This window comes from Luteibacter sp. UNCMF366Tsu5.1 (genome assembly GCF_900119235.1).
Classification (GTDB): Bacteria; Pseudomonadota; Gammaproteobacteria; order Xanthomonadales; family Rhodanobacteraceae; genus Luteibacter; species Luteibacter flocculans.
Window position 1 is genome coordinate 517,402 of the sequence record NZ_FPIS01000001.1, and the last position, 25,549, is coordinate 542,950.

Genomic DNA, 25,549 nt, shown 5'->3' on the forward strand with positions numbered 1-25,549 from the left:
GTTGAAGACGGTCACGTGATCGGCAATCACACATGGTCGCATGCGCATGACGGTGAATTGAGCGATCAAAGACTCAAGGACGATATCGCGGCGACCGATCGCCTTATTCGTGAGGCTTTCGATAAGGCCGGTGTCGCTTCGCCAGAGAGCATCCCGCTACGGCTGCCGTATGGCGCGCAAGAGGGCGACACCCGCATGCGCGTGCTCGCATCCCTCGGTCGATCGCATGTGGGATGGACGTCGCTCTTCGACGACTGGGTAAGACCCGCTCCGGACGTAGACCGCCTTGTTGGGGCCATGCGTGCGCATATGGCCGATCAGATTCAACGTAACGAAGATGCCGTGCTCTGCCTGCACGATGCTTCCCCGACTGCCGAGGAACGCGAAGCAACCGTCGACGCCGTCGAGCGCTGGCTCTCGCTGAGATCGTATTGACGACGCAGGGCTCGCCAGCAACCGAGAAAACCCATGCCCGGGCCGGGCTGCCAGAGCCGACGTTGCGCCGCGTGGATATGGATCAGCACCTGATCGAGGCAGAACAGATTCATGAGTGCCTCTTGGTGGCGCAACCACCAGGTTGCGTCAGCACCGGGAATCCTTTCAGCATACGCCAACACCGCTCGATGCCACCGCCGATCATCAAAGTGAAAACCGTCATCTCGCTCGGCATCGCGTGAGAGAGCGAACGCAGCGAAGGCGGCTTCGAGCCAGGAAGTCCCTTGGCCCACCTCGTCGAAGTCCACGATCCCGCTAACCCGATGGTCGATAAAGAGAAGGTTGCCGGCATGGAAGTCGCCGTGTAGCCACTGTATCGGCCCGCGCACCCATGTCGTGGCTGCCGTCAGCCATGCGTGTGCATGGTCGAGCATCAAATCATAATGCGCATTCGGGATCGCCGGCAGCAGCGGAGCGGGGTGTGCCCGAATGCGTTCGTAGCGCTGCCATAGCCAGGCCAGCGGATGGGCGCTCGTGCATGGGAGGGGCACCAGTGCGGCGTGCAGCCCCGCCAGAGCGTGCATCGCGTGTGTCGTCGCACGGTCGGGATCCTGCGGCAATCCCGGTTTCCCATCGATACGTTCGAACACATGCAGCCAACGTCCTTCGTCGGTCCTGACGAAGTCATTTCCCTCCCGGGTAGGGATGACCGCAGGCACCGCGATATCACCCGGCTTCCCGCGTACCTGTCGGATCGCCTGCCGCTCTCTATGGACCTGCTCAGCCGTCTTTCCTGGCCAGGAGACGCGAACGATACACGCGCCCTGTTCGGTGGGGACGAGGTACGAACTGTTAGTATGGCCCGCAGGCAAAGGCTCCGGGCGTACGTCGCCAAGCCCCCACGCGGTACTTAGCAGCGCTAATGCCGCGTCGTCCATCACGCTGTCCATGACCTGGCTCGATCATGTCCGAACGTATTTCCGCTCGCATGCGCGATATCAATGTGGAATGGCTGACCCGCGCCGCTGAGGTCGATCATCTGTTCCATAACCGATGGCTCGGTGAGCGGTTCTTTCATCTTCCCGGCGACATGCTCGCCATTCAAGAGCTGGTTTGGCGCGTCAAGCCTCGGTGCATCATCCAGACAGGCATCGCTGCGGGCGGCGGAGCGGTATTTTCCGCCTCGATGCTGGAATTGGCGGGTGGCGACGGGATCGTTGTTGCCGTCGAACCCAAACTCCGGGCCGAGGTTCGGGACCGCTTGCTTTCGCATCGCCTGGCGCATCGCATGCGCATTGTCGAAGGCGATTCGCTCGATCCCGCGACGTTTCAAAAGGTCGTGGCGCAGTGCGCCGACCTCTCGCCGACCATGGTCATTCTCGATCTCGTCCACACGCATGATCATGTACTCGGCGAGCTTCGTACGTATGCGCCGCTGGTGACGCCGGGCAGCTATGCGATCGTCATGGACACGATCATGGAGCACCTGCCGGCTGAGACATTTGCAGGCAAGCCGTATGGCAGGGGTAATAGCCCAGCCACGGCGGCAAAGGCTTTTCTCGTCGAGAACGACCGCTTCGAGGTGGATCATGACATCGAAGACCAGGTGATCATGACGCTGTCGCCCGACGGTTTCCTGCGGCGAGCTCGCTGATGAGTTGCGCGGCTTCCGTAGACCCTGGGCGGCGATAGCTCTCCGCAACGCGTGCAACGTTCGCTTTGACCTGTTCGGACGTCATCAATCCCGTGATGGCATCGGCAATGTCATCACGCGATGCGTGCTCGAGATCGAGCCGCCGCCCCACACCTGCGCGCTCGACGAAATGCACCTGATGAAACTGGTCGTTGCACAGCGGCGAGATGATCATGGGCACGCCGAACGACAGCGCCTCCATGACCGAGTTGGCGCCTCCGTGCGTGATGAAGAGCGACGCGCGGTCCAGCATCGCGAGTTGCGGTGCATAGCGCACCGCGTGCATATGCGGCCCCAACATCGGCAGCTCGGTCGTGTCGAGCAGGTCGGCCAACGACAGGACCAACTGCACGGGGAGGTCGCGAGTCGCTTCGATGACCTTCGAGAACATCTGGGGCTGGTAGTAGATCTGGCTGCCCAGCGACATGTACACGAGGGGTAGGGCAGGGTCCAGGCGTTCCCAGGAGAAGTCTGGCTCGTCGCCGCGCAGTGTGGCGGGTAATGAAGGTCCGACCAGGGCGACATCCAGTGGTGCGTCGGCCGCCAACGCCTCGGTGGTGAAAGCGATCGTCAACCATGGCGAGATCACGTCGCAGCCTCGAAACGTCGGATTCATCCCGTGTGCGGCAAAGAGCGCATCGCGAGAAGGTGCAAGCCATCGAACGGTTGCCAATAGATCGGAGTCGAGCGACGGCGGCAGCACGGGATTCAGCGAGTTGGACATCGCCACCCAGGGTAGCCCCTCGGCGTCGGCGGCGATGGCAGCGGCGTACAGCAACGGATCGATGACGACGATATCCGGGCGCCAGCGACCGATGCTTTCACGAACACGGTCGATCTCGGCAGGCACCCCATCGATCAGCAAGGAGCGCACCCACTCGCGAAGCCACGACGGATCGCGCACCTGCCTCGCAAATTCTGCACCGCGTCGCCAGTCCGCCGGGCGCGGCGATTCGACAGGTCCAAAACATTCGAACTCACCTGCGCGCCGCACTTGGTGACGGATGTCGCCGGGCGCATGAAACGCCACCGCATGGCCCATCGCTTTCAATGCAAGTGCCGGCCCCATGCACGGATTGATGTGCCCGCGCTCTGGAACGACACAGAAAAGAACACGGCTCATGCAAAACTCACATCGTGAAGGGTGGCCCAGTGGGCCAAGGCGGAGGCGCGGAACATGACCGCACGCTCGTGTTCGTCGAGCGGCCTGGGATCGGCGCAACGTCGAAGCAGGCGTGGTACATCCATCACGACAGCGACAGAGTCGCCATGGTCCCGCAGCGTCTCATGGGCGTGCTGGCGGACATGTTCGCCAGCACCCTGGTCTTTGGGGAGCGCCGACTTCCGTCGACGCCGAATAGCCTCGGGCACCAGACCCCGCGCCGCCTCGCGCAACATGGCCTTCTCGACACCGTGGCGCAGCGCGTCTTCAGGCGCTATCGACACCGCGAGATCTAGCAGTGCCGTGTCGCCGAAGGGTACGCGTGCTTCCACGCCATGGGCCATGCAATGAATATCGCCGTTATGCAGAAGACGTTGCAGCCACCGATGTCTGACCAGCCATTGGGTCGCGCGTAAACGACCGCCGACGGTCGCCCACTCATGACCGGCATCCTGGGCCAACGCACGGTACGCCGCGCCAAAATATTCGAGCGGCCGCGCAAGCAAGCCTGGGCGCAGGTAGGGGTCGCCGGTCAAACGCTGCAACACATGAAGCGGATCGCTCGTCGCGTGGGGGTCGAGAAGAAAGTGATAGCCGAAGTGCGTTTCATCGGCGGCATCGCCGACCATGACGGCCTTCATGCGGGTTCCCGCCGTCCGAGCAAGGTGATGTTGCGCCAGTTCCTGCTCCCATGCGGGCAGGGCATCGTTCTGACTTGCCACCTCGCGCAAGCTTTTTCCGAAGTCATCGCGCGAGGGCCTGACGTCCGTACGCGGCAGTCGCAAATGCGTCGACGCGCTTTCCGCAAACGGCTGATCGTCGGAGTCCACGATCAGGGAGGCTGCGTAGTCGTAGCGATCGTGCTCGGCGAAGGCAATGGTGAAGCTTTCCGGTGTTGCGCCGGCCTGCGTTGCCAACGCACCGATCAAGGTGGAATCCAGGCCGCCGCTCAGGAACAGCCCCACGGGAGCGTCTGCCACGAGAGTTCGCCGAACAGCCTCGCCCAACCGCACGCGCAGGTGGTCAGCCGTTTCCTTCCACGAGCCTGGCGAAGCGGTCGCTTCACCCTCGATCGCCCACTGCCACACGCGTACGCCTTCCGCGGTGATGCGCAACGCGTGGCCAGGCGGGAGGTAGTTCATGCCGACGAACATCGGCGCTGCAACACCGCTGAAGTAAGGAGCGACCAGATATTCGGTGACGGCTTCGATGTTCGCGTGCGGGCGCGCATGCATGGCCGGCAGCAAGGCCTTCGCTTCCGACGCGAAGATGAACTCGTCGGACTGTTCGGCGTAAACGAAGGGCTTGATTCCCAGACGGTCCCGCGCTGCAAAACCCTGACGACGTTCCGTGTCCCACACGAAGAACGCGAACATGCCATTGAAGCGAGCCAGGCATGCCTCTCCCCACGTCGCGTAAGCCGCCAGCACGACCTCGCTGTCGCTGCGCGACTGGAACCGCCATGCTTTCGACAGCTCGGTCCTCAGCGCGTCGTGGTTGTAGATTTCGCCGTTGTACACGAGCGCGTAGCGGTTGTCGGCGCTGCGCATCGGCTGCGCGCTGTTGGCCGGGTCGACGAGGGCGAGCAGGGTATGGCCGAGCACGGCGCACGGGTCGTGCCAAAGGCCGCTGCCATCCGGGCCGCGGTGACGAAGACGGTCACGCATCGCGATCACTCGGTCCGTGTGCATGCGCGCGTCGCCGTCATACCGGATCAAGCCAGCAAGGCCGCACATCAGCCTGCGACTCCGAGGTCGGCCAGAAGCAGGCGCAGCGTGGCCCATTGCACGCGTTCGGCATCGGTCGTCAGCGCCGGCGTGGCCGTGCCGATTTGGGCGGCCAGCGCCTCGATATCCGGCCTTGGCAAGAGATGATCGATATTCATTGGTGGCGCCAGGCGGACTCGCTTGGGTCCGTCGGTCAACTCAGAAGAGACCCCGAAGCGCCTACCAAGCACGCGTAGGCACGTCTTCTCGGGATCAGGCGGAAGCGCCTGCATGTGTGCAACGACATCGCCATCCAGAAAGGGCGGGACAAGCTCGATGCCTTCGGCCCGGAACAAGGTGCGGCATAACGGCAGATAGTCGGCCGAGGTGTCGCGTCGAAGCACCTGGTCGGCACCGTCGCCGCTGATGGCAAGTTCGATCCCATCGCGCCGCATGGCCCGGGCCAAAAGGAGCTTCGCCACAGGATGCAGGTTGAACAACGGCTCTTCGAGATGGCGCATGGCATCGGGCACGGCGTCAACGAAGTCGGCCTCACTGGCTTCGACGACCACTACCGCGACGCCCGATCGCCTCGCCGTCTCGAGTGCGGCGTCAAGTTCGTCGTAGCCGGGCAGTCTCGTCGTCAACACATAGGCGGGGATGTGGGTGGCTCCGAGGGTGTCCAGCATCGCGAGGAGCAAGGCGGAATCGAGGCCGCCACTCAGCGCGATCGCGGCGGGGCGCTTGCGTTCGAGAACACGCTCCAGCGACGCGAGAAGAAGCGATTCCAGATCGCCCGCTTCCGAGACCATGGGCCGAGGGGCGACGGTAAGGCCGCTGGGCGAAGTCAAAAGCGCATACCCAGGAGGCACCGCAAAGAAGTCCGCGAGTACTGTGCGTCCCGGCAAGCGCATGCCACTGAAGTATCCGGCGACCGCGCCCGTATCGACGTGTCCGCAAGCGAGCGATCCCCGGCTGATCAGCCCGCGGATGCTTGCGCCGTAGGTTCCACTCGCGGGATGGTAAATAAGCTGTTCGAAGCCGAAGGCGTCGCGGTAACCAAGGATCATTCGAAGCGGGCCTTCTCTGCCTGGACTTCGGCGTGCCGCATCATCCGATGCGGCTCCATCGATGCGCTACCGCCGCGGCAATGGAAGCACGCCTGCAGTGGCGTCTCGCGCATCAGATACGCGTGAAGGTCCTCGACCAACGCATCGCCGTCGTGCAGCGGGATGCCATCGTGCGTGAAGTCATTCGCTCCGCGATGGAGTGTCTGCATGTGCGGCGGTCGGGTGCAGGTGTAGAAGATGCCATCGCGAATGAGGTGGCAGCGTTCCCTGAGCCAACAGTCGTGGTAGACCGCCTGCGTCTCCGCCACGTCGTGTGACGCAGGGTCGCGCGTCATACGCACGAACTGAGTCTGGGTTTTCCAGTTGAGCGCCACGTTGAAGCGCGTCGCCTGGGCCTCGATGTGCGCGGCGAGTGCGGCACCGAGGCGCGGTTTCGGGTAGAGCGAGATCGTCAGCGCATCGACTTCTTCCCAGAACGCGTCGGGGAGGCGGCCGAGTAGCAAGCCGTTCGTCGTCACCGAGATTTTCGGTGCAATTCCCGTCGCTCGAACGCCGCGAAGTATCGCGACCAGTTCCGGATGTAGGGTGGGTTCACCGCCGACCAGCTTGAAGACGCGCGGTTTGACGACGCGTGCCGCCCGCGTGAGGTCCTCGAACAACGACGCCGGGTCGGCCGTCCAGGTGGGCAACAGTGGTGACAGCGAGCAGCATTCGACACACGTCAGGTTGCAATGATCCACGATGTGAGCTTCAAGGGATCGCGTCTGGATGCGCCCATCGACGATAGGATAGTGACGCTCCATGAGCGGGGGAAAAACGTGCTCCCGTTCGACCGTGCTCACGACGCGTCTCCTACACATTGGATATAGAAATCAGCCAGACCGTTACGTTCCCGCGCAAGCATCGAAACCATCTCCATGGCGCCGCGCAGGCGTTCCTCGAAACCCGCGCGACCCGCTATCCAGCCTTCGAGCACCCAGTGCTTCGTTGCATGCATGACGCACGACACGTCCACGGCCCAGCGCATGCGCTCGGCGTGTAGCGGGCGGAGACTGAGGTAGCCCGCCAGGAAAGAGCGGGCTAGCGCGGCGTTCTTCAAGGGCAGGTGATTCAGGCACCTGACGACCTCGAATTCGCGTGGCGCACCGATGGAAGCTTCCCAGTCGATGATCAGCGGGGGCAAGCCGGCATGGAAAAGATAATTGAACTGGTTGAAGTCGTTGTGAATCGGCCGCTCCGGATCGTCGAGCGGAAAGGCCTCGACGGCGCGTGCGTAGCAGGAAGCGAACATGTCACGGCAGACCGTCAAATAGCGTGTAACGCTTGAGCTATCCATGCCGACATGTTCCGATATGAACAGGCCGCTCTGTTCCAGCCGGAAAAGCTCGGCCTCGGCATCGATACGTCCCACGCGCTGGGATAGGGTATCGAGGGAGGGCGTGGTTACCTCGTCCAGCCTCGCATGCAGTGACGCCAGGCAGCGGCCAAGGGACGCCCATTCCGCAGCCGAGTAGGTGTCGTAAGGTCGGTATGTACCGGCTTCCCAGCGAGTCACGAGAATCCGTTGACCGTCGTGTTCCGCCGAAGTCTTACCCGTCGTCGTCCTGATCAGCGACTGGACGCGGTAGGCGTCATCGCGGTGAGAACCGAGAAACGCGATCAGCTCCGCTTCCCGTGCGCCACGGAGGCTGTCTGCCGCCGTGAACCGTTTGACCGCCACATCGCCCTGATCTGTCGACCACCGGGAAACGCGCTCGGTCACCGGCACGGCCTTGCCCAGAGGGCGCAGATCGTAGTCGTTCGGGAAAGCCAGCGAAGCGGGGGATGAGGACGTCACTCAGATCGACTCGCCAGGTCCGAACCGGTAAGGATGCCCGGTAAGGAACGTGTTGTGCCCCACGTATCGAAGGTTGTACATCGCCGGGCGGAACAACAGCCGCGGTTCGTTATTGGCGATGCCGAGCAGGGGGTAGAGGTCGCGGTCGACGAAGAAGGCGTTGTTACCCATGTCGTCGCAGCACACCAGCTCATAGCCGAGCGTCTTGCCGAGCGCAACCAGTGACTCGAGGCTGGCTCCGTAATGGGTCGACCCATCCCAGGCATGGTTAGCGTCGAAGGCCATGACCCAGCGTTCGGGAGGCGCATAGTACGGGTTGTATTCCACGACGACGATGCGCGCGCGATGACGACGCAACGCACGCCACACCCAGTAGTCGTTGCCGTCGATGTCGAGGGAAAGAAAGTCGTACACAGCCGGCACCCCGGCTTCGTCGAGCAAATCGTCCGCCATATCAGGCTGGACGCGTTCTCCGACCAACGTCACGTTCTTCGCTTCGCCGTAGTTCTCCCGCAACCGTCCAAATCGGTAAGCGGATGCTTCGACCAACGTGCCAGACCAACCTTGCTCACGCAGCAACAAGGCCGTATTGCTGTTACGCAAGCCGTCGCTGGCCCCAATATCGACACAGTATCGATTCGTGGTCGGGATACGTTCCAGAATACGGGAGAGAATCGCTTCCTCGGTGCCCTGGGAATACAAGCCGGGCATCAGCCTGGACAGATCGATTTGCGGAGTCCCTTCATGCATGCCGTGCCAGCCATAGGGTTGCGATGACCGAATGATAGCGAAGATGCCAGCCTAGAGAAGACGACCTACAAACTCACCGCCCAGCTGACGCGATGATGGCCAGAAGCTGTGCCCTCAGCACTGCGGCACGCGCTTTGTCACCGGCGCTAAGCAACTCGCGGTCGCGATTGTCGATTTCGGTAAACACGATGTCACCGGCGCGATTCACCCGTGGTGGTATCACCGCGCGCTCATCGGGACGACCCGGCACGCTGGGGCTGTGGAAGACGTGGTCACGGCATTGAGCGTGCGTCCATAGCGCCAACGCGATCCTCGGACCCGCACGCGATGACGTGGGATCGAAGTCGACTTCTCCAGCCCGGATCCAGGCGTGGGGATATACCTCGCCGTCCTCATGGAGAAAGCCTAGGACCAGGGACACATCCGGGTAACATGCTGTGAGCTGGAAAGCGTCGTGGAAACAGAAGCGGGCGCCTCTGAGCACGCCGGCCTTTGCGTCTCTAATGGCATCGGGTAAGGGCTCGATAGTCTCAATGAGCTGCTGCATCTTTGTCTCCTTACCAGGATTGAAGGCGGAGCGGGGCGGGATCGACGTCCTTGGGACACTCGATCTAATCAGTCCTAATCGGAAATCACAATGCCCCGCGAGGGAGTGGATTGTCCATCAATCGTTTTTTCGGCGAGGTATCGGGCCGGTGGCTTGCCTACCGCCTTGCGAAACATGGTGACGAAGCCGCTGGCATCTTCATAGCCCAACTCGAACGCCACCGTCTGCACGCTCTCACCCTTCGTCAACCGCTGAAGCGCGAGGATGACGTGCAGCTGCCTTCGCCACTGTCCGAAACCCATGCCGATTTCGCTTTGCAGCAGGCGGCTCAGGCTTCGCTCGCTCATGCCTATTCGTGCGGCCCAGTCGGCCTTCGAGCTTTTATCGTCGGGCGCTGCCAGCAGGTATTCCGCAATGCGCCGCAATCGAAGGTTGCGCGGCATGGGGAAATGCAGGTCCTCCAAGGGAGCCAGCGCCAACTCGTCGAGCAATGCCGCAATCAGGCGGTCCTCCCGGCCACCCGGCATGTAAAGCGCAGGAAAGCCGGCCACCGTCAGCAATAGCTCACGTAGCAGTGGGGAGACCGAGATCGTGCAACAGGTTTTCGGAAGATTCGATGCCGCGTCCGGCTCCACGAACACACAATGACATTCCGTTTCACCCGACCCACGTGCCGAGTGTGGCAGGTTGCCTGGAATCCATATGGCGCACTGCGGCGGTACGATCCACACACCGTCTTCGATTTCGCAGTTGAGGATGCCGCGAACAGAGTAGATCAGTTGGGCCTTACGATGCTGGTGCTTCGTGTTTTCCCAGTCTTTTGCTACCGATGTGGCGCTCAAGGCAACGACGCGCCCGGGTACGTTGTCGATGTCGATCTGTATGCTCATGTTGGTGACGTCGCCGACCGACATGGTGTGTGCCTAGCCTCATCTGGAATTCAAGTCGTTATGGAAGCCGTTGGATTATTGAGGCGACACCGCGCCAGTCGACAGCAATTCTCTAGCCATATCGATGGCCTGCTCGCGTGAAGCGGCAAGGATCATCGGATAACCCCAAAACTTAGCAAACATGGCCGACATGGCTTTATAAGCAACACGTTTTGCCTGACTTGGCTCAACGACGATCATGGCAAGAACCAGCGTTCGCAATTGAAGCTTGTGCTTCTTCATCCAGAGCGAAACGAGCTTCTTTTCCTCCGGCGTATGCTCATGGTCTTCGGAGGGGGAGGAATCACTCAAGATGACGAATGACTCGCCGCGCTTTAAATTGGCCTCGAATTCATCGAAGTCTTTCTGGGCGTCATGCCCAGGCTGGTGTGAAAAGTTCATCCATACCAGTGGAAAATCCGAGCTATTCATCGTCATTTGCCAACTCCTGTGTTCTTGCCGCTGAACGGGCGTGGATTTTCTCCACGGTCGATGGTTAGGTGCAGGGTTCGCGTGGCTAACGCCTGCACCGAGACAAATCAGTACTTGAGGTTCAGCGTCACCATCACGTTCCGTGGCGCGCCATAGCCGACTGTGTCGAAGTCGCCTTTCTGTAACGCGTACTTCCGATCGAGTAGGTTGTTGACGTTGACCGCGACGTCGATTCCCTTCGCTATGGCATAGCGTCCCATCAGCGACACCATGGCATACGACGCCTGCTCTCCGCCCAATGTGCTGGTGCCGGTGTTCGCCGCCTCGTAGAAGCGACTTTGCCACTTGAGCCCACCGCCCAGCGTAAGTCGGCTCCAGCTTCCAGAAAACTGATGCGTGCTGAAAAGCTGTGCCGTGGTGCGGGGTAGCTGCGAGTTTAGGCGTACACCTTTGCCGTCCTTGGCCGTAAAGTGGGCGAGACCTGCATATACACTCCAGCCGCGCGCCAGTTCGCCCTGAAGGTCCAGCTCGACGCCGCGCGACGTCGTCCCGTTCACGCTCTCATAGGCCTGGGCGCCGCTTGGTGTATATCGCCCAGCGACGATCTGCGCGGCGTTGTCCAGATGGGTATCGAACAAGGCGACCGATGCATTGAGACGCCCTTCGAGGTAATCGCCTTTCAGCCCGATTTCTCTGGTTTTACCTTTGGCCGGCGTGAGCACGTTGCCGTTGTTGTCGCGGTAGTCGGTTTGCGGGTTGAAGATGCCGGTGTAGCTGACGTAGGCCGAATAGGTCGTGTTGATGTCATAGATCAGGCCGGCGTATGGATCGAACTCACCGGATTTCTTGTAATGAAAAGGCGCGCCGTTGACGTTCTCGTTGATTTCATAGGTGGTGAAGCGGCCGCCCACGACGAGTTTCAGGGGATCGGCAAGCGAAAAACGGGCTGCGGCATAGACACCGACTTGCTTGATTCGGGTTTGGGTCGGTACCGACGCCATCGCCTCGAAGTCGGGCCGGGGGTAGGGCGAGCCGAGGTCGTAGATGTTGACTGGCACCAAGCCTGGATAAAACGGAGGAATGTCCCGTTCGCTGCCGTCGCGCCAAGAACTCGTCGCGCCGACCACCACGTCGTGGGAGCGGCCCAAGAGTTCTACAGGGCCGCTTGCCATGACGTCCAGGGTGTTTTGGTGGCTGCGGCCTTCGGACGCTAGCGCTACCGGATAGGCCCCGAAGGGATAGGCGCCCAGCCCCGTGAGACGATCAGGACGGCCGCCCAGCGCGATCAGGTGTGAGTCGAATCCGGTGCGATACTGATTGGCAACGGCCCGTAGGTTCCACCCATTGGCAAAGCGGTGTTCTATCGTGGCGAATGCGGTTTTCATATGTGTGTCCCAACCGCTCCATGTCTGCCCGAAGGACTTTGAGCGTGGGTAGTCCGCTTGTGTGCCGTCACTGAACCAGAGCGGTAACCCTCCCCAGGTCGAACCCTTAGGGGAGCTGTCCTGATAGTCGAAGCCCATGCTTATCGACGTGTCGGGCGTCAGATCGGCCTCGACGACGCCGTAGAATGCCTTCCTCCGCGGCTTGTATCGGTCGATGTAGGAGTTTCCGTCCTGATACGTCCCCACCACACGTGCTCGGACGCGGCCGTCCTTGGTCAGAGGCGTCGAGACGTCAGCGGTTCCCCGGTGGGTATCCCAACTGCCTGCGCCGAGAGACGCAGATGCCGAGAAATCACGGGTGGGCCGTTTGCGTACCAGATTGATGGCGGCCGAGGGATTGCCGGTGCCGGTCAGCAAGCCGGAGGCACCACGTACGACCTCGACACGATCGTAAAAGGCAGTGTCGAGAGAACCGATGCCGCTGCCATTGACAACATCACCAACGGCCGTTGGTATCCCGTCATACTGAATGTTGTTAATCAGGAAACCGCGGGAATAGAAGCTCGTCCGTTCGCTGTCGGACTGGTACGAGGTGACGCCTGCGGTGTTATCCAGCACGCTCTGTACCGAGTTCAATTGCTGGTCGTCCATGTGTTGACGCGTGATCACCGTGACCGCCTGCGGTGTCTCCTTCAACGCTAGCGGCAGGCGCATGGCCGCCGCCGTTTTTCCCGTCGTGTATGAACCGGTCCCCTCGGTCGCCTCGGGGTCCACATGGCCTGTGACGATCACGACCGGCAAGGTCAGCTTGTCCTTGGACGCGTGCTCCTTGGCATTGTCCTGGACCGGCGTCGGCTCGGCGGCGAAGGTGTTCTGCGCGCTGATGACCAAGGCGACGACCATGGCAGAACCCAGATTGTTGCGCGCTGCACACCCGAGTAATCCCTTGGGGCGGGCCCGCTGTGGACGGGCAGGGACTGTCCCGCAGATACGTCCGAAAGGCCTTCCCTTGCACGATAGCCTGCGCATACAAATACGACTCATTAATGTTTAGACGTCGTATTAGAACCCGCGGCCTGTCAGGCACGATGGCGAATTTAGGCCAGATGATTGTTCAAGTAGGCCAAACTTGGCGAACGGAGCGAGCTGCCTACGTCTTCTTCTCGTCACTCAGTCTTACGCGGAAGCCCGAACCTCCACCGCCTGCCGGCCGCCGACGCATAAATCGCCACAGCAGGCATGGTCACGTAAGCACTGGTGCCCCTGGGTTCGCCTTGCCCGATCGTGAAGTGGCCCGACCAGCGCGCCGTCCTTTCCCGGACGCCTTGCAATCCAAACGATAGCGGTTTGTCAGTCGCTCCGGGGGCCACCCCCACGCCGTCGTCGCTTACTTCGATGTCGAGATGGTGCTCGCCAAACCGAATGTTGACGCAGACGGCGTTCGCATGCGCGTGCTTTCGAACATTACGGATGAGCTCCAAGACAATGGCGTTGAGATCATCTTCCGCTTCGGCCCGGATGGGTTTCTCCTCGCCGTCGACTGTGACGACGCCCTCGATGTTGGTGTCGGCGAGGCATTCGTTCAGCGCGGCGCGCAAGCGCACGACCAGCGATATCGATGGTCTGGGAGTCGTGCGAAGGTCCACGACGCGCTGCCGTCCCTCCGCCATGGTCTGTTCAGCCACGCGCAGGGCCCGCTTGAGGTGATCACGAGCGGCGCCTTCCTTCATTGCGTTGGCCGCCACGCGCACGTAAAGCAGCACTCCATGCAGTCCTTGCAGCACCGTGTCATGCAACTCACGCGCGATGCGCTCGCGCTCCATGACCCGCGCAAGCAAGACCGTACCCAGAATCCGCAGGCGCCAGGCGTAAAGCGCGTAGAGCAGGGCGATCACGATGGCCGCGCAGAGCAGCGCAAACCACGTCGTTTGGTAAAAATAGGGCGCGATACGGAATGACACGCGTGCGGGAATCGTGGACCAGACGCCGTCCTCATTGGCCGCGAGAACTTCGAAGGTATAACTGCCTGGCGAGAGATTCGTATACGTCGCCTCCCGCACGTTGCCCACGTCTCGCGACGTTTCATCTTGGCGCGTGAGCCGGTAGCGGAATCGCGCACGTTCGGGGATGGAAAGAACCGGTGCCGTATAACGAAACTCAAGACGTGTCGTGCCAGCGGCCAATGCCTCATCTGGCCCGAGGGTCCTGCCGTTGACCGCCAGGACCGTCGCGACCGGGGGGCGAGGGTTTTGCGTGAGGCGTGCCGGGTCGAGCCCCGCCACACCCGTGTCGGATGCGACCCATAGACGATGGCCGGCACCAGGGATGAGCGAGGGGGCGGGTACCGCGTCCCGAAGACCCGGCCAGCCATCACGCTCGTCGAAGTGCTGCACAGGCACGAGGTAGTGGGGGTCTGCCCACCATCGCTTCATGTCATCCGCCGCGACACGATAAAGTCCGTCGGACGCGTTGACCCACAGATCGCCATCGGCCTGCTCGACGATGCCTGTGCCCAGCCGCACCACATGGTCGTCGGCGAAGCGCAAGGAGCGAACGGGTTTGCCCGGGGTGAAGAACTGCACACCATGGTCGCCTGTGATCCAGACGCCGTCGTGGCGTGGCCATAAGGCAATCACCTGTCCGACGGCGATGCCTGCAGCGCCCGTATAGACCGTCGCGCGTGTTCCATCATCCTCGATGGTCGCCACCGTGTTGTCGTCGTAACCAAGCCACAAGCCGTGGTCGGCACGCGTGGCGATCGCACGGAGGTTCTTTTCTTTTCCCGGAAGGCCTGCGTCCGTGCCAAGGGGGACACCCGTTCCACCGGCCAGGCGGAAGGCCTGGCGGAAGGCCAGCCACACCGAGCCGTCGCGAGCCTGGGACAGCGCGCGCACTTGTCTCGGCATATCCATGATGGCCGAGGGAAGCGGCTCGACCTTGATGTCGTGTCCGTCGATTCGCAGCAAGCCCCGGTCCGACGTCATCAAGACGTTGCCGTCCGGGGCCCTTGCGACGGCGTTTATCTGCTTTCCGGCTTGTGGCCACGCCTTGGCGATCGGCCCGAATTCGGTCAAGCCGCCTTGGGAAGCCACCCACAGGTGATCCTGGCCGTCCGTGGCGATGGCCGGCTTGTACGTGTCCTGAGGTAGATCGACTGGCTCGAAGCGACCCCATCTGAACTGGTCGATGCCCTTGGGGGTCGCCACCCAGATGGTGCCTTCGCGGTCCTTGAAGACCGCAAGCGCGGATGCACCGGTCAGCCCGTCCTTCTCGCTGTACGTCTCGACCACAGGCGGGCCTGTCGCCGGACCGCTTCCCGGCCAGATGATGCGCACCACGCCGGCATTCGCACCGCACCACATGGCACCCTCATCGTCGATGATCTCGTCGGTGAGTTGGTCTTCCGGGCGCCACACGCCACCCGCGCGACCGAGTTGCGCAGCACGGTAGTCGGCGAGGGTCCGCAGTTCGAAGGCCGCGGCACCGGGTTCTTTCCGCAGCGCGCTCTTTTCGCGAAGAAGCCAGATGGACTGGTCGGGTGCGACGAATCCCTGTTGGATATATTCCCTGGGCTCGGGCTCTGTCTTTGGAAATCGCTCCCAGCTACTGCCCGTGAACCGATACAGCCCGTTGGTGCGCACGGCCCATAACGTACCGTCCGTGGTGCGGGCCAGGGATATGACCGTTCCCACGCCATCCGGCCTCGGAAACACCTGCGCTTTGCCGCCGGCAATGCGGGTGATGTAGCCACTCCGGTCACCTACCCACAAAGCGCCGTCGGGCGTGGCAAGCAACGACATGATCTGGGGATGGGGCAGCAAGGGGCTGAGGCTGCCGTCGAAGGTGACGCCATCGAATTTGAACAGGCCCGTCGGACCACCAAGCCACAGGTAGCCCTCGCGGTCCTGCGTGATTGCCCAGACCCCGGCCGGCGCTCCTGCACTGGCAGGAAAGGCGCGGTGGATGAGTTGTCGGATCGGGCGGTAAGCGGGTGCCGGTGGCGCGTCGGCTAAGGCGGTCGATGCGTACACGAGCAAGAGCAGGCCGAAAGCGGCCAGCAGGTGCTTCATAACTCGACGCATCGGCGTTTCCCGGGACGGCCTCGAGCCATTGTGACCACCGCGCCGTGGAAGGTCCACCATCTACCGAAGGAAGCCACGCTTGAGTGCGATGGCCACGGCGTGCGTGCGATTGTTGGCCTGCAGTTTGCTCATCGCATGCGACAGGTGTTCCTTCACCGTTTCCGTCGAGAGGCCGAGGCGTTCTGCGATTTGCTTGTTTTCGAGCCCCGCCGCGATACCGCGCAAGACCGAGATTTCCCGTTCGGTGAGGGCGTTGTTGTCAGAGCGCTGAAGCATCCGCCAGCCATCGCTCGTCAACAGGTCCTGCGTCTCGGGATTGTCGCGCATGTACTCCGTCACAAAATCGCAGGCTGGCTCGACCAGGAAGCCCTGCAGCCGCGCCTGGGCCAAGGCCACCCGCATGAGCTGGATGCCAACCCCGTTTTCGATCAGGGCCTGGGAAATATCGACACGGAAAAAGCGCAACACACGTCCGTTCCGTTCATACCAGGCGCTCGCGCTCTGCCGGCCGAGTTCGGCGATGAAGCGTCCTTCGTCGGGTGCATCCCTGATGCCGATGTCCGCTGCCATGCATGCGCTGAAAGAAGAGCCGGGATCCCGGCGACCGCAAAAATCCTAGCGCGTGGTCTACGGGCCGGCTTGCACTTTTGGCGTCACGCCCGATCGTTCAATGCTCATGCGTGTACGGAACGACCGCTATGACACAGTCCTACTAGCAAAGCGGCTTTCGGCGCGTACCATGCGCGCCATCCCCCGTCTCTGGAATCCCCATGTCCTCACCGACAGAACGTGCAAGCGGCCCCCGCCGGGGCGTCCTGTTTGCCATGGCCCTCGCGGCAGGCCTCGCGGTGGCGTCCATCTATTACAACCAGCCCATGCTGGGCGTGATGACCAATACCTTCCACGATGCGCGCGTCAGTGGATGGATTCCCACCTTGACCCAACTCGGCTATGCCGCGGGCCTGCTGTTCCTGCTTCCGCTAGGTGACATGCGCGAGCGCCGGAAGCTCATCGTCGTTCAGTTCGGTGTACTCGCCCTTGCCCTCGTGGTCATGGCCATCGCCCCTGGCCTGGCCGTGCTCGCCCTGGCATCGGTCCTCGTGGGCGCCGCGGCCACGGTCGCGCAGCAAATCGTGCCGTTTGCGGCCATCCTCTCCGCGCCAGAAAAGCGGGGTGCGGCCATCGGCACGGTGATGAGCGGGCTCCTCACCGGTATCCTCCTCAGCCGCACGCTCGCCGGCATCGTCTCGAGCATGGCCGGATGGCGGGCGATGTACTGGCTGGCCGTGCCACTGGCCCTGCTGGGCGCCGCGCTCATGGCGCGCAGCCTTCCGGCACATCACCCGGCAAAAAAGCTCCGCTACGGCGACCTGCTGGGCTCGCTCATCCACCTTTGGCGTGGTGAGCCGGTGCTGCGCCGCGCAGCGATCACGCAGGCGCTGCTGTTTGCTTCGTTCTCGGCATTCTGGACGACCCTCGCGCTCCGCCTGGCCGAACCGCCGCTCAACCTTGGCGCCGCGTCAGCAGGCCTGTTCGGCATCGTCGGTGCCGTGGGCGTCGCGATGGCGCCGGTGGCGGGCCGCGTAGCCGATCGTCGCGGCCCGGCCCCGGTCATCGCCCTCGGGGCGGCGGCAACCATGGTGGCCTGGCTCGTCTTCGGGTTATGGCCGGGCCTGATCGGGCTCATCGTTGGCGTCGTGGTGCTCGACTTCGGCGTGCAGATTGCGCTGGTGTCCAACCAACACCTGATTTACGGCCTGCACCCGGAATACAAGAGCCGGCTCAACACGCTCTTCATGACCACGATGTTCGTGGGTGGTGCGCTCGGGTCGATGGCGGCAGCCACGGCGTTTGTCCATGGTGGCTGGCGGGGCGTCTGCATCCTCGGTGGCGTGCTACCTGTGGGTGCATTGCTCCTCAGCCTCGTTCGGCGGCGCGCCTCGCCGTCTCAGCAGGTGCACTGAGACGGCGGGCGTCGCCCGGGATTGCCTGGTCAGCCGCGTGATGCAGCCGCCGCGGCCTGCGTGATGGCCTCGATGACTTCATCGGCGTGCGAGATGAGCGACATATGGCTCGACGGCACCTCCGTGACCGTGGAGCCCATGAGCTTCGCGGCATCGCGCTGCAGCTCCGGGGAGACTGCGCGGTCACTTGTCGAGACGATGAACCAGGACGGGCGCGTGCGCCAGGCGGTCTTCGTGAGCGCGTCGGCGAACGTACCCTTGGCGAGCGGGCCCTGCGTGACCGAAAGAAGGCGGGCTGTCTCGGATGGCAGATCCTGCGCGACGTCATCGATGAAGGCCTGCTCGGAGAGATAGACAAAACCGTTGCCATCGTCGCGGATGCCACCGAGCGCCGGTGGAGCAGGGTACTTGCCGACGAGTTCACCGGTCGTCTGGCCCGTTTCGCCGGAGAAAGCCGAGACATAGACCAGCGATTTGACCTTCGGGTCCTCACCGGCCTCGGTGACGATGAACCCCGCCCAGCTGTGACCGACGAGGACAACCGGGCCCTCGACAAAATCGATGACGCGCTTCGTTGCAGCCACATCCTCGGCGAGCGACGTAAGCGGGTTTTGCACGGCGACGACCTTCAGGCCCTTCGACAGGAGCTTGGGAATGACGGCGTTCCAACTCGAGCCATCGGCCCAGGCACCGTGGACGAGGACAATGGTGGGCGAGGCGGTTGATGTGGTGCTCATGGCAGGTCCTTTCGATGGCGAAGAATGGTGTGCGGGGACAAAACACACGCCAAGCTAGGACAACTACCTGTGCGGAGCTTGCAGGAAGATGAGGCGGACAATCGTTCTACGCGTTCACCTCATGCCTCATCAATGAGCGGTCCAATCGTGCTATTTCCGCCTTTGCGTCATCGCTACGCTGCACCCTTCTCCTGGCTGCGGTCGACGCGCAATGAAACACCACACCATCAAGGCCAACGGCATCCGCCAGCATTTCATCGAAGCAGGTGAGGGGGCGCCAGTCGTCCTTCTCCATGGATTTCCCGAAACCTCTTACGCCTGGCGTCACCAGATTCCGGTTCTGTCCGAGAAGTACCGCGTCATCGCGCCGGATCTCCGCGGCTATGGCAAGACCGACAAGCCGGCCACGGGCTACGACAAGCGCAACATGGCGAAGGATCTCGTCGCGCTGCTCGATCACCTCGGCATCGACCGTATCGCGCTCGTGGGTCATGACCGTGGTGCGCGTGTCGCGACGCGTTTTGCCAAGGACCACCCGGAGCGCCTCGACCGACTGGTGGTGATGGACAACGTGCCAACGCGCATCGTTGCCCAATCGATGAATGCAAAGGTCGCCAAGGCATACTGGTTCTTCGCGTTCCACCAGGTGCTCGATTTGCCAGAGGCGCTTATTTCTGGCCGCGAGGATGTCTGGTTGCGCCATTTCTTCACCGACTGGTGCTACGACCCGCATACGATCGAAGGCGCCGATTTCGAGGCCTACGTGTCGGCGTACCGCGAACCGGGTGCCGTTCGCGGGGCTATGGCCGACTACCGCGCGGCGCCCGAGGATGTCCTCCAGGACGAACAAGACGCCGATACGCTCATCGCATGCCCAACGATGTCCATCTGGGGCGCCGATTTCGAAGCCGTCGGCGGTACTTTCGACATGTCGGCGGTCTGGCGCGGGATGGCGACGCATCTTCGTGCCGAGCCCATTGCCCAGTGCGGCCATCTTCCCCAGGAGGAGCAGCCGGAAATCGTCAACTCCCTGCTGCTCGATTTCCTCAGCGGCTGGAACGGGGGTGTGGCATGAAGCGGCTCGCGTTGTTGCTCGCGCTCCTCGTCACAACGGGTGTTGCCCTGGCCACCGATGTGCGGGTCGGTCCGCAGGGCCCTGGGTTTTACCGCCTCCGCATGGGCGCGGACGAGGTCACCGCGCTGCTCGACGGCACGCATCCGTTTCTCGCCGATGAGCTGCTCACCCATATCGACCGTACAAAGGTCGACAGTCTTCTCAAAGCCGACTACCTCGCATCCCCCGTGCAGGGATCGATCAACGCTTTCCTGGTCAAGACGCCCGACCGGCTGGTTCTCATCGATACAGGCGCAGGCCCCCTCTACGCAGGGGATGGCGGATTCCTGCCCACGGCGCTGCTAGCGGCGGGCTACCGCCCCGAGGATGTCACCGACATCCTCCTGACGCATCTGCACCGCGACCATGTCGGTGGTCTCATCCGCAACGGCACCATGCTGTTTCCCAACGCAATCGTCCACGTCAACAAGGCGGACGCCGACTTCTGGCTCAACGCGGCAAATGAAAACAAGGTTCCGAAGATCCTCCTGCCCATGTTTTCAGGTGCCATGGATTCCCTGGCGCCTTACCAGAAGGCCGGGCATGTCGTGACGTTCGCGGGGGAAACCGACGTACTGCCTGGCTTCCATGCCATCCCGGCGCCGGGGCACACGCCGGGGCACACGTGGTACCTGATCACGAGCGGGGATGAGCATCTGCTGGCCTGGGGTGACACGGTCCACGTGGCTACCGTGCAGCTTGCCGAGCCGAACGCCTCGATCCGCTACGACTACGACGAGGAGCAAGCGGCGGTCTCGAGAAAGCGTGCGCTCGAGGACGCGGTGGCCAAGGGGTATTGGGTCGCCGCGGCGCATGTGTCTTTCCCCGGCCTTGGGCACATCCGGCGCACGGGGACGGGTTACCAATGGGTACCCGTCAACTACACGAGAACACCCTGATTCAGCCGAGATAACCCCGGGCGAGCGCAATGGACAGAGCATGCGCCCGGTTGCTCGCACGGAGTTTGCCCATGACGCGGGAGAGGTGTTCCTTGACCGTGTCGGCAGCAATGCCGAGGTGCTTGGCGATTTGCTTGTTCTCCAGTCCGGCCGCCACGCCACGCAAGACAGAGAGCTCCCGCTCCGTGAGCGGCTCATCGCCCCGGTGTTCGGAAAGGCGTTTAGCGACCTCCGCCGAGACGCGGTGCTGCCCCGCGTGGACGGCGCGAACGGCCCCTACAAGGTCGTTGGCGAGCGAGGTCTTGAGAAGGTAGCCCTGGGCGCCGGCCGCAAGGGTCCGCCTCGCGGCCGCATCCCCGCCGTAGGTCGTGAGCACAATCACGCGGGCCGTCGGTTCGATCTTCCGCATGGCACCAACCATCGCATCGCCGTCCATGTCCGGCAGCTTGAGGTCGACGACGGCAACATCCGGCCGCATGGTCCGAAAAGCCTCGATGCCCTCGGCCCCGGTCCCCGCCTGTCCAACGATGAGCACGTCCGGTTCGGCGGCCAGCATGGCCACCACACCCGCGCGAAAGAGGGGGTGGTCATCGACGACGATGACGCGGATGGCCTGTGATGTCATGGTTGTGCCGAGATGGTCTGGCGATCGGGATACAACATGTGGGCGCCGCGTGGCTTGACGCCCTGCGTGGTCAGAATCTATCGCCGCATCGAGTCGCCGATGTCTCCCGGCGCACACGAGTGCCGTCAGAACGCGTAGGAAATCATGACCCGATTGTACGAGAAGGGGCGGTTGCCCGGGTTGAGGTTGTTTGCTCCGCCCACGGAGCGCTCCCACCGATTACGCAACTGCAGGCCGTTCAAGGGGCCGGTGAACCGGTAGATGAGATCGAGGTACACATCGTGGCTGTTGCCCCGGTACAGGGTTCGGTATTGGGTGTAGGCGGTCACCACCTGGAGTCGGTCGCCAAGCAGCATCTGGGTGATCCGTGCCTTCCACGCATGACCCGGCCCCTGCTCGACGAGGCCTCGCAGCATCGACGTTGTGTAGAGAGGGTCGGTGGCATAGTTGGCGGTAAACGGAGAGATAAGCGTGCCGCTGCCGACGGTACCGCCACTTTGGCGGACCACACGGTTCCACGACACATCAAAACGGGTGTGGCCGACATGCGCGCCAGCGTCGATGCCCGGTATTTCACTTCGCACCCGCCGTCCGGCCACGCCGAGGATCTTCGTGCCCGTCTGCACGAGCGTGTTGTCGCCCGTCGTCCACTCTTCGACAAGCTGTGCGGAGACGAACGGATGCACGATCCCGATCGCGGGGAAGGTCACTGTGCCGTCCGTGTAGGCCATCCGGGCAAAATGCAGGAAGTCATAGAGCCATGTCTGCCCGGAAAACATCCCGTGCCGGTACGTGGAGCCGGCGAGCCAGGTGCCGCGATAGGCCTTGGCATCGGGCGGCAACGCGCCGTTGCCGCCATACACAGGGTCGCCGTCAAAGTGCGTTGGGTAATAGAGATTGTCTGAAAAGAACCGGTCGGACGTGCGGCTCTTCCACTGGAAGGTTCGTGCCACGACGAACGACCAGTCCGTGCCTGCGTCGAACCGGGCGCTCAACGCGCGATAGGCAGCCGGAAGCACGCGCGAATCGCTCATCCCGAGCCAGGGCGTGTCGAGGTACTGGTCGCCTGCGCGCAGCGTCCAACCGGAAACGTGGTACTGGACGTATGCCTGGCTTATGGCCCCCAGCGAATTCTCGCGGCCCATCAGCGTTACGTCGATTCGGTTGGCGGGTGTATTGCGCGTGCCCAAAGCATTCGCATAGACCAGGGAAACACCGGCTGAGAAGCCCTGCACCTCGCCGCTCCGCGCATTGACGAGCAGGGCGCTGGCGAGCGCGGATGCATCGGGCGTGTTGGGCGAGTCGTACATGCGGTGGTAGTCGTACAAGCGCACCGATCCATCGACATGCCCATCGGAGAAGATGCCGTCCGCCATGCCAACGCCTGGCAACGCCGACAGAACGATGCCGACGCAGAGCACGCGACGACGACCGAGTGCATGAAGGCGATGATATGAACAGGAGGGGCGTCGAAGATGCATGGGCTGCGGCGCGATGGGCGTGACAGTATGGGGAAGGGCAGGCGACAGCGATTGGCGTCACGTGCGATGGGTAGCGTCACATTCCTGCCAAAACGTGTTCGTCCTAAGAACGTGCCCCCCCATACAGGGGGTCAACCGTCCTGGGTGGATGGATAGCATCCGATGGGTCTTCGAACTGTGGAGATGGTGACTCCATGCGAATCGATAACTCATCGCCATCGGGCTCATCCGGCGACGACCCGTCGCCGGTTCGGGCCGTGCAACAGCTGCTGGACCACGCGTTACGTCAGATAACGGATGTAGACAAGGTGGATCGCGTTGCCTGTGCGCGTTATCTTGCGCAAGCGTTGCAGATCCACCAGGAGCGCATCAGCGCCCATGCGCCACGTCCACACAGTGGGCTGGCCCCATGGCAAATCCGCACCGTCAAGGAAATCGCGCTCGCGCGACTCGACCTGGGCCTTGCGATCAGTGACCTCGCCGCAGCGTGCCGTCTGTCGCGCAGTTATTTCAGCCGCGCGTTCAAGGTCACCTTCGGCGAAAGCCCGCATCGCTGGCGCCACGGCAAGCGCATCGAGGAAGCCTGCCAGCAGCTTTGCAGCACGCGCAGAAGCCTTGCTGACATTGCCATGGCGTGCGGCTTCAACGATCAGGCGCACTTTACTCGGTCATTCAAGGCCGCGATCGGTATGACGCCTCACTCGTACCGCAAGTCCCGAAGTGCGGGGAATGTGCGCGACTGATATCGCCAACGGCGACCTGGTTGGAGGTGCCCCCAGCCGCAAGGGCAGGGGGCACATTTCCCATCATGGGATGTTTTCAATCTTGAGGACAGCCGCGGTGGCGGTGCGTGTGGCATCGCACGCTGCTGCATCTTCGACGAGGTTGATCCCGTACGTCGGAAACACGGTCTTGAGCATCGGCAACCAACCGGTTTCCGTGAGGCGATCGGGAAAACAGGCCTGCAGTACCTCCACCGCAATCGCTGCCGCAGTGGACGCACCTGGCGATGCCCCGAGCAGGGCCACCAGCGACTTGTCCGCAGCGACGACGAGCTCGGTGCCGAAAACCAGCGTGCCACCGTGGTCACCCTCATCGGGCTTGATGATCTGTACACGCTGCCCAGCGACTGCTTCCTGCCACTGAGAACGGTGCGCTGTCGGGTAGAAGTCCTGAAGCAGCTGAAACTGGTGATGCGAACTTTGCAGAACCTGTCCTATCAGGTACTCCTCCAGCTCAGCGTTCTCCTTTGCCACGGACAGTAGCGGAAGGATGTTGCTGGCCGTGACGGACTCGAACAGGTCCGCGTGCGAACCATGCTTCAGGAACTTCGTCGAGAACCCCGCATAGGGACCAAAGAGCAGCGACGTCTTGCCATCGATGACCCGCGTATCGAGGTGGGGGACCGACATCGGAGGAGACCCGGAAGACGCCTTGCCGTAGACCTTGGCGTGGTGTTGCGTGGTGACGTCATCGACGTCGCATTTCAACCAGATGCCGCTGACCGGAAAACCACCATAGCCTTTGGCCTCGGGAATGCCCGACTTTTGAAGAAGCGTAATAGCAGCGCCACCGGCACCGATGAAGACGAAGCGCGTCGATACCGCCCGTGTCACGCCGGAGACGGTATCCGTAAAGGTCACGGTCCACCGGGAATCGTCGGATCGCTCCAGTGCGATGACCTCGGCGTTGTACCGAACTTCGATGCCGTTGCCCTGCAGATGCCCGACGAGAAGGCGGGTCAGCGCGCCATAGTCGACATCCGTCCCCGTTACCAGGCGCGTTGCAGCGACATGCTGCGCCGGGTCGCGTCCCTTCATGACAAGCGGTGCCCATCCGGCAATCTTGGCATGATCCTCGCTGTACTCCATGCCCCTGTAGCAGTGGTGGGCACTCATGGCGGTGTGGCGTGCCTTGAGGAAAGCGACGTTCTCCTCGCCCCAGACAAAGCTCATGTGCGGACACGGATGGAGGAAGGCGCGTGGATCGGGGATGGCACCCTTATCAACGAGGTAAGCCCAGAGCTGGCGCGATATATCGAACTCCGTGTTGACCTTCAGCGCCTCCGAGATATCGACGCTGCCATCCGGTCGCTGCGGTGTGTAATTCAGTTCGCAGTTTGCTGCATGGCCGGTGCCTGCGTTATTCCAGGCCATGGAGCTTTCCAGCGCGCAATCGTGGAGTCGCTCGACGACCATCATCTTCAGGCCGGGCTCGAGTGTATGCAGCAAGGTGCCGGTGGTGGCGCTCATGATGCCGGCGCCGATGAGAAGGACGTCGACGTCCGGCTCGCTTCGTGAACTCATGCCTCGTCTCCCTTCGTTTTGAAGTGCAGGGTTGCGCCCGGGTCATACACAACGTAAGCGCGTCGCCACGGCTGGTCGCCTATCAGTCGCCAGCGGTGTCCGGTGCCGCTGTCATCCTGGGCTATCAGCACATCGCCGGGATAAATCGTGAAGGTCGCACCGGACTTGACCTCGAACTCCACGGTGCCGGTGAGAGTCAGCACGAATTGGGGTTGCGGATCCTGATGCCATTCGAACGACCCGCCAGTGGTCGTTTCCTGAAACGACAGCTCATTGACCGCGATAGGCAGACCGGAGGCGCGACCATGTCGTCCAGCGCCTATCTCGAGCTCGCCCTCCTCAAAGAGCGAGTTGCCATCGGCAGCCGTCCACATTCGTATGCAGCGAATCATTGC

At 62.5% G+C, this 25,549-nt stretch carries 23 protein-coding genes; 5 read left to right on the forward strand and 18 right to left on the reverse strand.

What is annotated here, in order from left to right; genetic code table 11:
- Positions 1 to 323: 323 nt before the first annotated feature.
- Positions 324 to 1,385: a phosphotransferase enzyme family protein gene (locus tag BT115_RS02220; protein WP_072320913.1), complete on the reverse strand. Its 1,062-nt coding sequence runs from the start codon at positions 1,383 to 1,385 to the stop codon at positions 324 to 326.
- Positions 1,386 to 1,399: 14 nt separating this feature from the next.
- On the opposite strand from BT115_RS02220, the gene BT115_RS02225 reads away from it, so the two are divergent.
- The gene (locus BT115_RS02225) at positions 1,400 to 2,089 is read left to right on the forward strand and encodes a cephalosporin hydroxylase family protein (RefSeq protein WP_072320914.1); all 690 of its coding nucleotides are present in this window, start codon (positions 1,400 to 1,402) and stop codon (positions 2,087 to 2,089) included.
- Here the strand turns inward: BT115_RS02225 and BT115_RS02230 are convergent.
- From BT115_RS02230 to BT115_RS02285, 12 genes are all read right to left on the reverse strand, one after another.
- Positions 2,046 to 3,251, reverse strand: coding sequence for a glycosyltransferase (locus BT115_RS02230; protein WP_072320915.1), 1,206 nt, complete (start codon positions 3,249 to 3,251; stop codon positions 2,046 to 2,048). The two genes, BT115_RS02225 and BT115_RS02230, sit on opposite strands and share 44 nt — an antisense overlap.
- Positions 3,248 to 5,074 (reverse strand): asparagine synthase (glutamine-hydrolyzing), encoded by a 1,827-nt coding sequence (gene asnB, locus BT115_RS02235; protein ID WP_072320916.1) that lies wholly within the window; start codon positions 5,072 to 5,074, stop codon positions 3,248 to 3,250. Before asnB ends, BT115_RS02230 begins: the two co-directional genes overlap by 4 nt.
- Positions 5,026 to 6,066, reverse strand: coding sequence for an asparagine synthase-related protein (locus BT115_RS02240; protein WP_072320917.1), 1,041 nt, complete (start codon positions 6,064 to 6,066; stop codon positions 5,026 to 5,028). Before BT115_RS02240 ends, asnB begins: the two co-directional genes overlap by 49 nt.
- On the reverse strand, positions 6,063 to 6,908 hold the full coding sequence (locus tag BT115_RS02245) for a hypothetical protein (protein ID WP_218184707.1): 846 nt from the start codon (positions 6,906 to 6,908) through the stop codon (positions 6,063 to 6,065). Before BT115_RS02245 ends, BT115_RS02240 begins: the two co-directional genes overlap by 4 nt.
- On the reverse strand, positions 6,905 to 7,903 hold the full coding sequence (locus BT115_RS02250; RefSeq protein ID WP_072320919.1) for a phosphotransferase enzyme family protein: 999 nt from the start codon (positions 7,901 to 7,903) through the stop codon (positions 6,905 to 6,907). Before BT115_RS02250 ends, BT115_RS02245 begins: the two co-directional genes overlap by 4 nt.
- Positions 7,904 to 8,653 carry a hypothetical protein gene (locus BT115_RS02255; protein ID WP_072320920.1) on the reverse strand — a complete coding sequence of 250 codons (750 nt, stop codon included), beginning with the start codon at positions 8,651 to 8,653 and terminating at the stop codon, positions 7,904 to 7,906.
- Positions 8,654 to 8,726: 73 nt separating this feature from the next.
- The gene (locus BT115_RS02260; RefSeq protein WP_072320921.1) at positions 8,727 to 9,200 is read right to left on the reverse strand and encodes a hypothetical protein; all 474 of its coding nucleotides are present in this window, start codon (positions 9,198 to 9,200) and stop codon (positions 8,727 to 8,729) included.
- Positions 9,201 to 9,274: 74 nt separating this feature from the next.
- Positions 9,275 to 10,114: an AraC family transcriptional regulator gene (locus tag BT115_RS02265; protein ID WP_072320922.1), complete on the reverse strand. Its 840-nt coding sequence runs from the start codon at positions 10,112 to 10,114 to the stop codon at positions 9,275 to 9,277.
- Positions 10,115 to 10,165: 51 nt separating this feature from the next.
- Positions 10,166 to 10,567: a hypothetical protein gene (locus BT115_RS02270; RefSeq protein ID WP_072320923.1), complete on the reverse strand. Its 402-nt coding sequence runs from the start codon at positions 10,565 to 10,567 to the stop codon at positions 10,166 to 10,168.
- 101 nt (positions 10,568 to 10,668) lie between these two features.
- Positions 10,669 to 12,849, reverse strand: coding sequence for a TonB-dependent siderophore receptor (locus tag BT115_RS02275; protein ID WP_177257353.1), 2,181 nt, complete (start codon positions 12,847 to 12,849; stop codon positions 10,669 to 10,671).
- 263 nt (positions 12,850 to 13,112) lie between these two features.
- Positions 13,113 to 16,028 carry a sensor histidine kinase gene (locus BT115_RS02280; RefSeq protein ID WP_177257354.1) on the reverse strand — a complete coding sequence of 972 codons (2,916 nt, stop codon included), beginning with the start codon at positions 16,026 to 16,028 and terminating at the stop codon, positions 13,113 to 13,115.
- A gap of 60 nt (positions 16,029 to 16,088) precedes the next feature.
- Complete coding sequence (locus tag BT115_RS02285) at positions 16,089 to 16,598, reverse strand: helix-turn-helix transcriptional regulator (protein ID WP_072320925.1); 510 nt, start codon at positions 16,596 to 16,598, stop codon at positions 16,089 to 16,091.
- Positions 16,599 to 16,798: 200 nt separating this feature from the next.
- Between BT115_RS02285 and BT115_RS02290 the strand changes: the two genes are divergently transcribed.
- Entirely contained in the window at positions 16,799 to 17,992 is a 1,194-nt protein-coding gene (locus BT115_RS02290; protein ID WP_072320926.1) for an MFS transporter, read from the forward strand.
- Between the two features lie 29 nt (positions 17,993 to 18,021).
- Here BT115_RS02290 and BT115_RS02295 read toward each other — a convergent pair whose 3' ends face one another.
- Complete coding sequence (locus BT115_RS02295) at positions 18,022 to 18,729, reverse strand: alpha/beta fold hydrolase (RefSeq protein WP_083527258.1); 708 nt, start codon at positions 18,727 to 18,729, stop codon at positions 18,022 to 18,024.
- 211 nt (positions 18,730 to 18,940) lie between these two features.
- On the opposite strand from BT115_RS02295, the gene BT115_RS02300 reads away from it, so the two are divergent.
- Together BT115_RS02300 and BT115_RS02305 are read left to right on the forward strand one after the other, a co-directional pair.
- Positions 18,941 to 19,804, forward strand: coding sequence for an alpha/beta fold hydrolase (locus tag BT115_RS02300; protein ID WP_072320928.1), 864 nt, complete (start codon positions 18,941 to 18,943; stop codon positions 19,802 to 19,804).
- Positions 19,801 to 20,742 carry an MBL fold metallo-hydrolase gene (locus BT115_RS02305; protein WP_072320929.1) on the forward strand — a complete coding sequence of 314 codons (942 nt, stop codon included), beginning with the start codon at positions 19,801 to 19,803 and terminating at the stop codon, positions 20,740 to 20,742. Before BT115_RS02300 ends, BT115_RS02305 begins: the two co-directional genes overlap by 4 nt.
- 1 nt (position 20,743) lies before the next feature.
- Here BT115_RS02305 and BT115_RS02310 read toward each other — a convergent pair whose 3' ends face one another.
- Complete coding sequence (locus BT115_RS02310; RefSeq protein ID WP_072320930.1) at positions 20,744 to 21,367, reverse strand: response regulator; 624 nt, start codon at positions 21,365 to 21,367, stop codon at positions 20,744 to 20,746.
- Between the two features lie 125 nt (positions 21,368 to 21,492).
- Positions 21,493 to 22,743: a hypothetical protein gene (locus BT115_RS02315; protein WP_083527259.1), complete on the reverse strand. Its 1,251-nt coding sequence runs from the start codon at positions 22,741 to 22,743 to the stop codon at positions 21,493 to 21,495.
- A gap of 362 nt (positions 22,744 to 23,105) precedes the next feature.
- Between BT115_RS02315 and BT115_RS02320 the strand changes: the two genes are divergently transcribed.
- Positions 23,106 to 23,591 carry a helix-turn-helix domain-containing protein gene (locus BT115_RS02320; protein WP_177257355.1) on the forward strand — a complete coding sequence of 162 codons (486 nt, stop codon included), beginning with the start codon at positions 23,106 to 23,108 and terminating at the stop codon, positions 23,589 to 23,591.
- Positions 23,592 to 23,654: 63 nt separating this feature from the next.
- On the opposite strand, the gene mqo is transcribed toward BT115_RS02320, so the two are convergent.
- Together mqo and BT115_RS02330 are read right to left on the reverse strand one after the other, a co-directional pair.
- On the reverse strand, positions 23,655 to 25,154 hold the full coding sequence (mqo, locus tag BT115_RS02325) for a malate dehydrogenase (quinone) (protein ID WP_072320933.1): 1,500 nt from the start codon (positions 25,152 to 25,154) through the stop codon (positions 23,655 to 23,657).
- Complete coding sequence (locus BT115_RS02330; RefSeq protein WP_072320934.1) at positions 25,151 to 25,546, reverse strand: cupin domain-containing protein; 396 nt, start codon at positions 25,544 to 25,546, stop codon at positions 25,151 to 25,153. The genes mqo and BT115_RS02330 overlap by 4 nt, the downstream gene beginning before the upstream one ends.
- Positions 25,547 to 25,549: the final 3 nt, after the last annotated feature.

Excerpts from the sequence above, each read along its gene's own strand:
- BT115_RS02220 (WP_072320913.1), bottom strand. The coding sequence starts at position 1,385 with ATGGACAGCGTGATGGACGACGCGGCATTAGCGCTGCTAAGTACCGCG.
- BT115_RS02225 (WP_072320914.1), top strand. The coding sequence starts at position 1,400 with ATGTCCGAACGTATTTCCGCTCGCATGCGCGATATCAATGTGGAATGG.
- BT115_RS02230 (WP_072320915.1), bottom strand. The coding sequence starts at position 3,251 with ATGAGCCGTGTTCTTTTCTGTGTCGTTCCAGAGCGCGGGCACATCAAT.
- asnB (WP_072320916.1), bottom strand. The coding sequence starts at position 5,074 with ATGGGCCACGCTGCGCCTGCTTCTGGCCGACCTCGGAGTCGCAGGCTG.
- BT115_RS02240 (WP_072320917.1), bottom strand. The coding sequence starts at position 6,066 with ATGATCCTTGGTTACCGCGACGCCTTCGGCTTCGAACAGCTTATTTAC.
- BT115_RS02255 (WP_072320920.1), bottom strand. The coding sequence starts at position 8,653 with ATGCATGAAGGGACTCCGCAAATCGATCTGTCCAGGCTGATGCCCGGC.
- BT115_RS02260 (WP_072320921.1), bottom strand. The coding sequence starts at position 9,200 with ATGCAGCAGCTCATTGAGACTATCGAGCCCTTACCCGATGCCATTAGA.
- BT115_RS02265 (WP_072320922.1), bottom strand. The coding sequence starts at position 10,114 with ATGTCGGTCGGCGACGTCACCAACATGAGCATACAGATCGACATCGAC.
- BT115_RS02270 (WP_072320923.1), bottom strand. The coding sequence starts at position 10,567 with ATGACGATGAATAGCTCGGATTTTCCACTGGTATGGATGAACTTTTCA.
- BT115_RS02275 (WP_177257353.1), bottom strand. The coding sequence starts at position 12,849 with ATGGTCGTCGCCTTGGTCATCAGCGCGCAGAACACCTTCGCCGCCGAG.
- BT115_RS02280 (WP_177257354.1), bottom strand. The coding sequence starts at position 16,028 with ATGCGTCGAGTTATGAAGCACCTGCTGGCCGCTTTCGGCCTGCTCTTG.
- BT115_RS02285 (WP_072320925.1), bottom strand. The coding sequence starts at position 16,598 with ATGGCAGCGGACATCGGCATCAGGGATGCACCCGACGAAGGACGCTTC.
- BT115_RS02290 (WP_072320926.1), top strand. The coding sequence starts at position 16,799 with ATGTCCTCACCGACAGAACGTGCAAGCGGCCCCCGCCGGGGCGTCCTG.
- BT115_RS02295 (WP_083527258.1), bottom strand. The coding sequence starts at position 18,729 with ATGAGCACCACATCAACCGCCTCGCCCACCATTGTCCTCGTCCACGGT.
- BT115_RS02300 (WP_072320928.1), top strand. The coding sequence starts at position 18,941 with ATGAAACACCACACCATCAAGGCCAACGGCATCCGCCAGCATTTCATC.
- BT115_RS02305 (WP_072320929.1), top strand. The coding sequence starts at position 19,801 with ATGAAGCGGCTCGCGTTGTTGCTCGCGCTCCTCGTCACAACGGGTGTT.
- BT115_RS02310 (WP_072320930.1), bottom strand. The coding sequence starts at position 21,367 with ATGACATCACAGGCCATCCGCGTCATCGTCGTCGATGACCACCCCCTC.
- BT115_RS02315 (WP_083527259.1), bottom strand. The coding sequence starts at position 22,743 with ATGGCGGACGGCATCTTCTCCGATGGGCATGTCGATGGATCGGTGCGC.
- mqo (WP_072320933.1), bottom strand. The coding sequence starts at position 25,154 with ATGAGTTCACGAAGCGAGCCGGACGTCGACGTCCTTCTCATCGGCGCC.
- BT115_RS02330 (WP_072320934.1), bottom strand. The coding sequence starts at position 25,546 with ATGATTCGCTGCATACGAATGTGGACGGCTGCCGATGGCAACTCGCTC.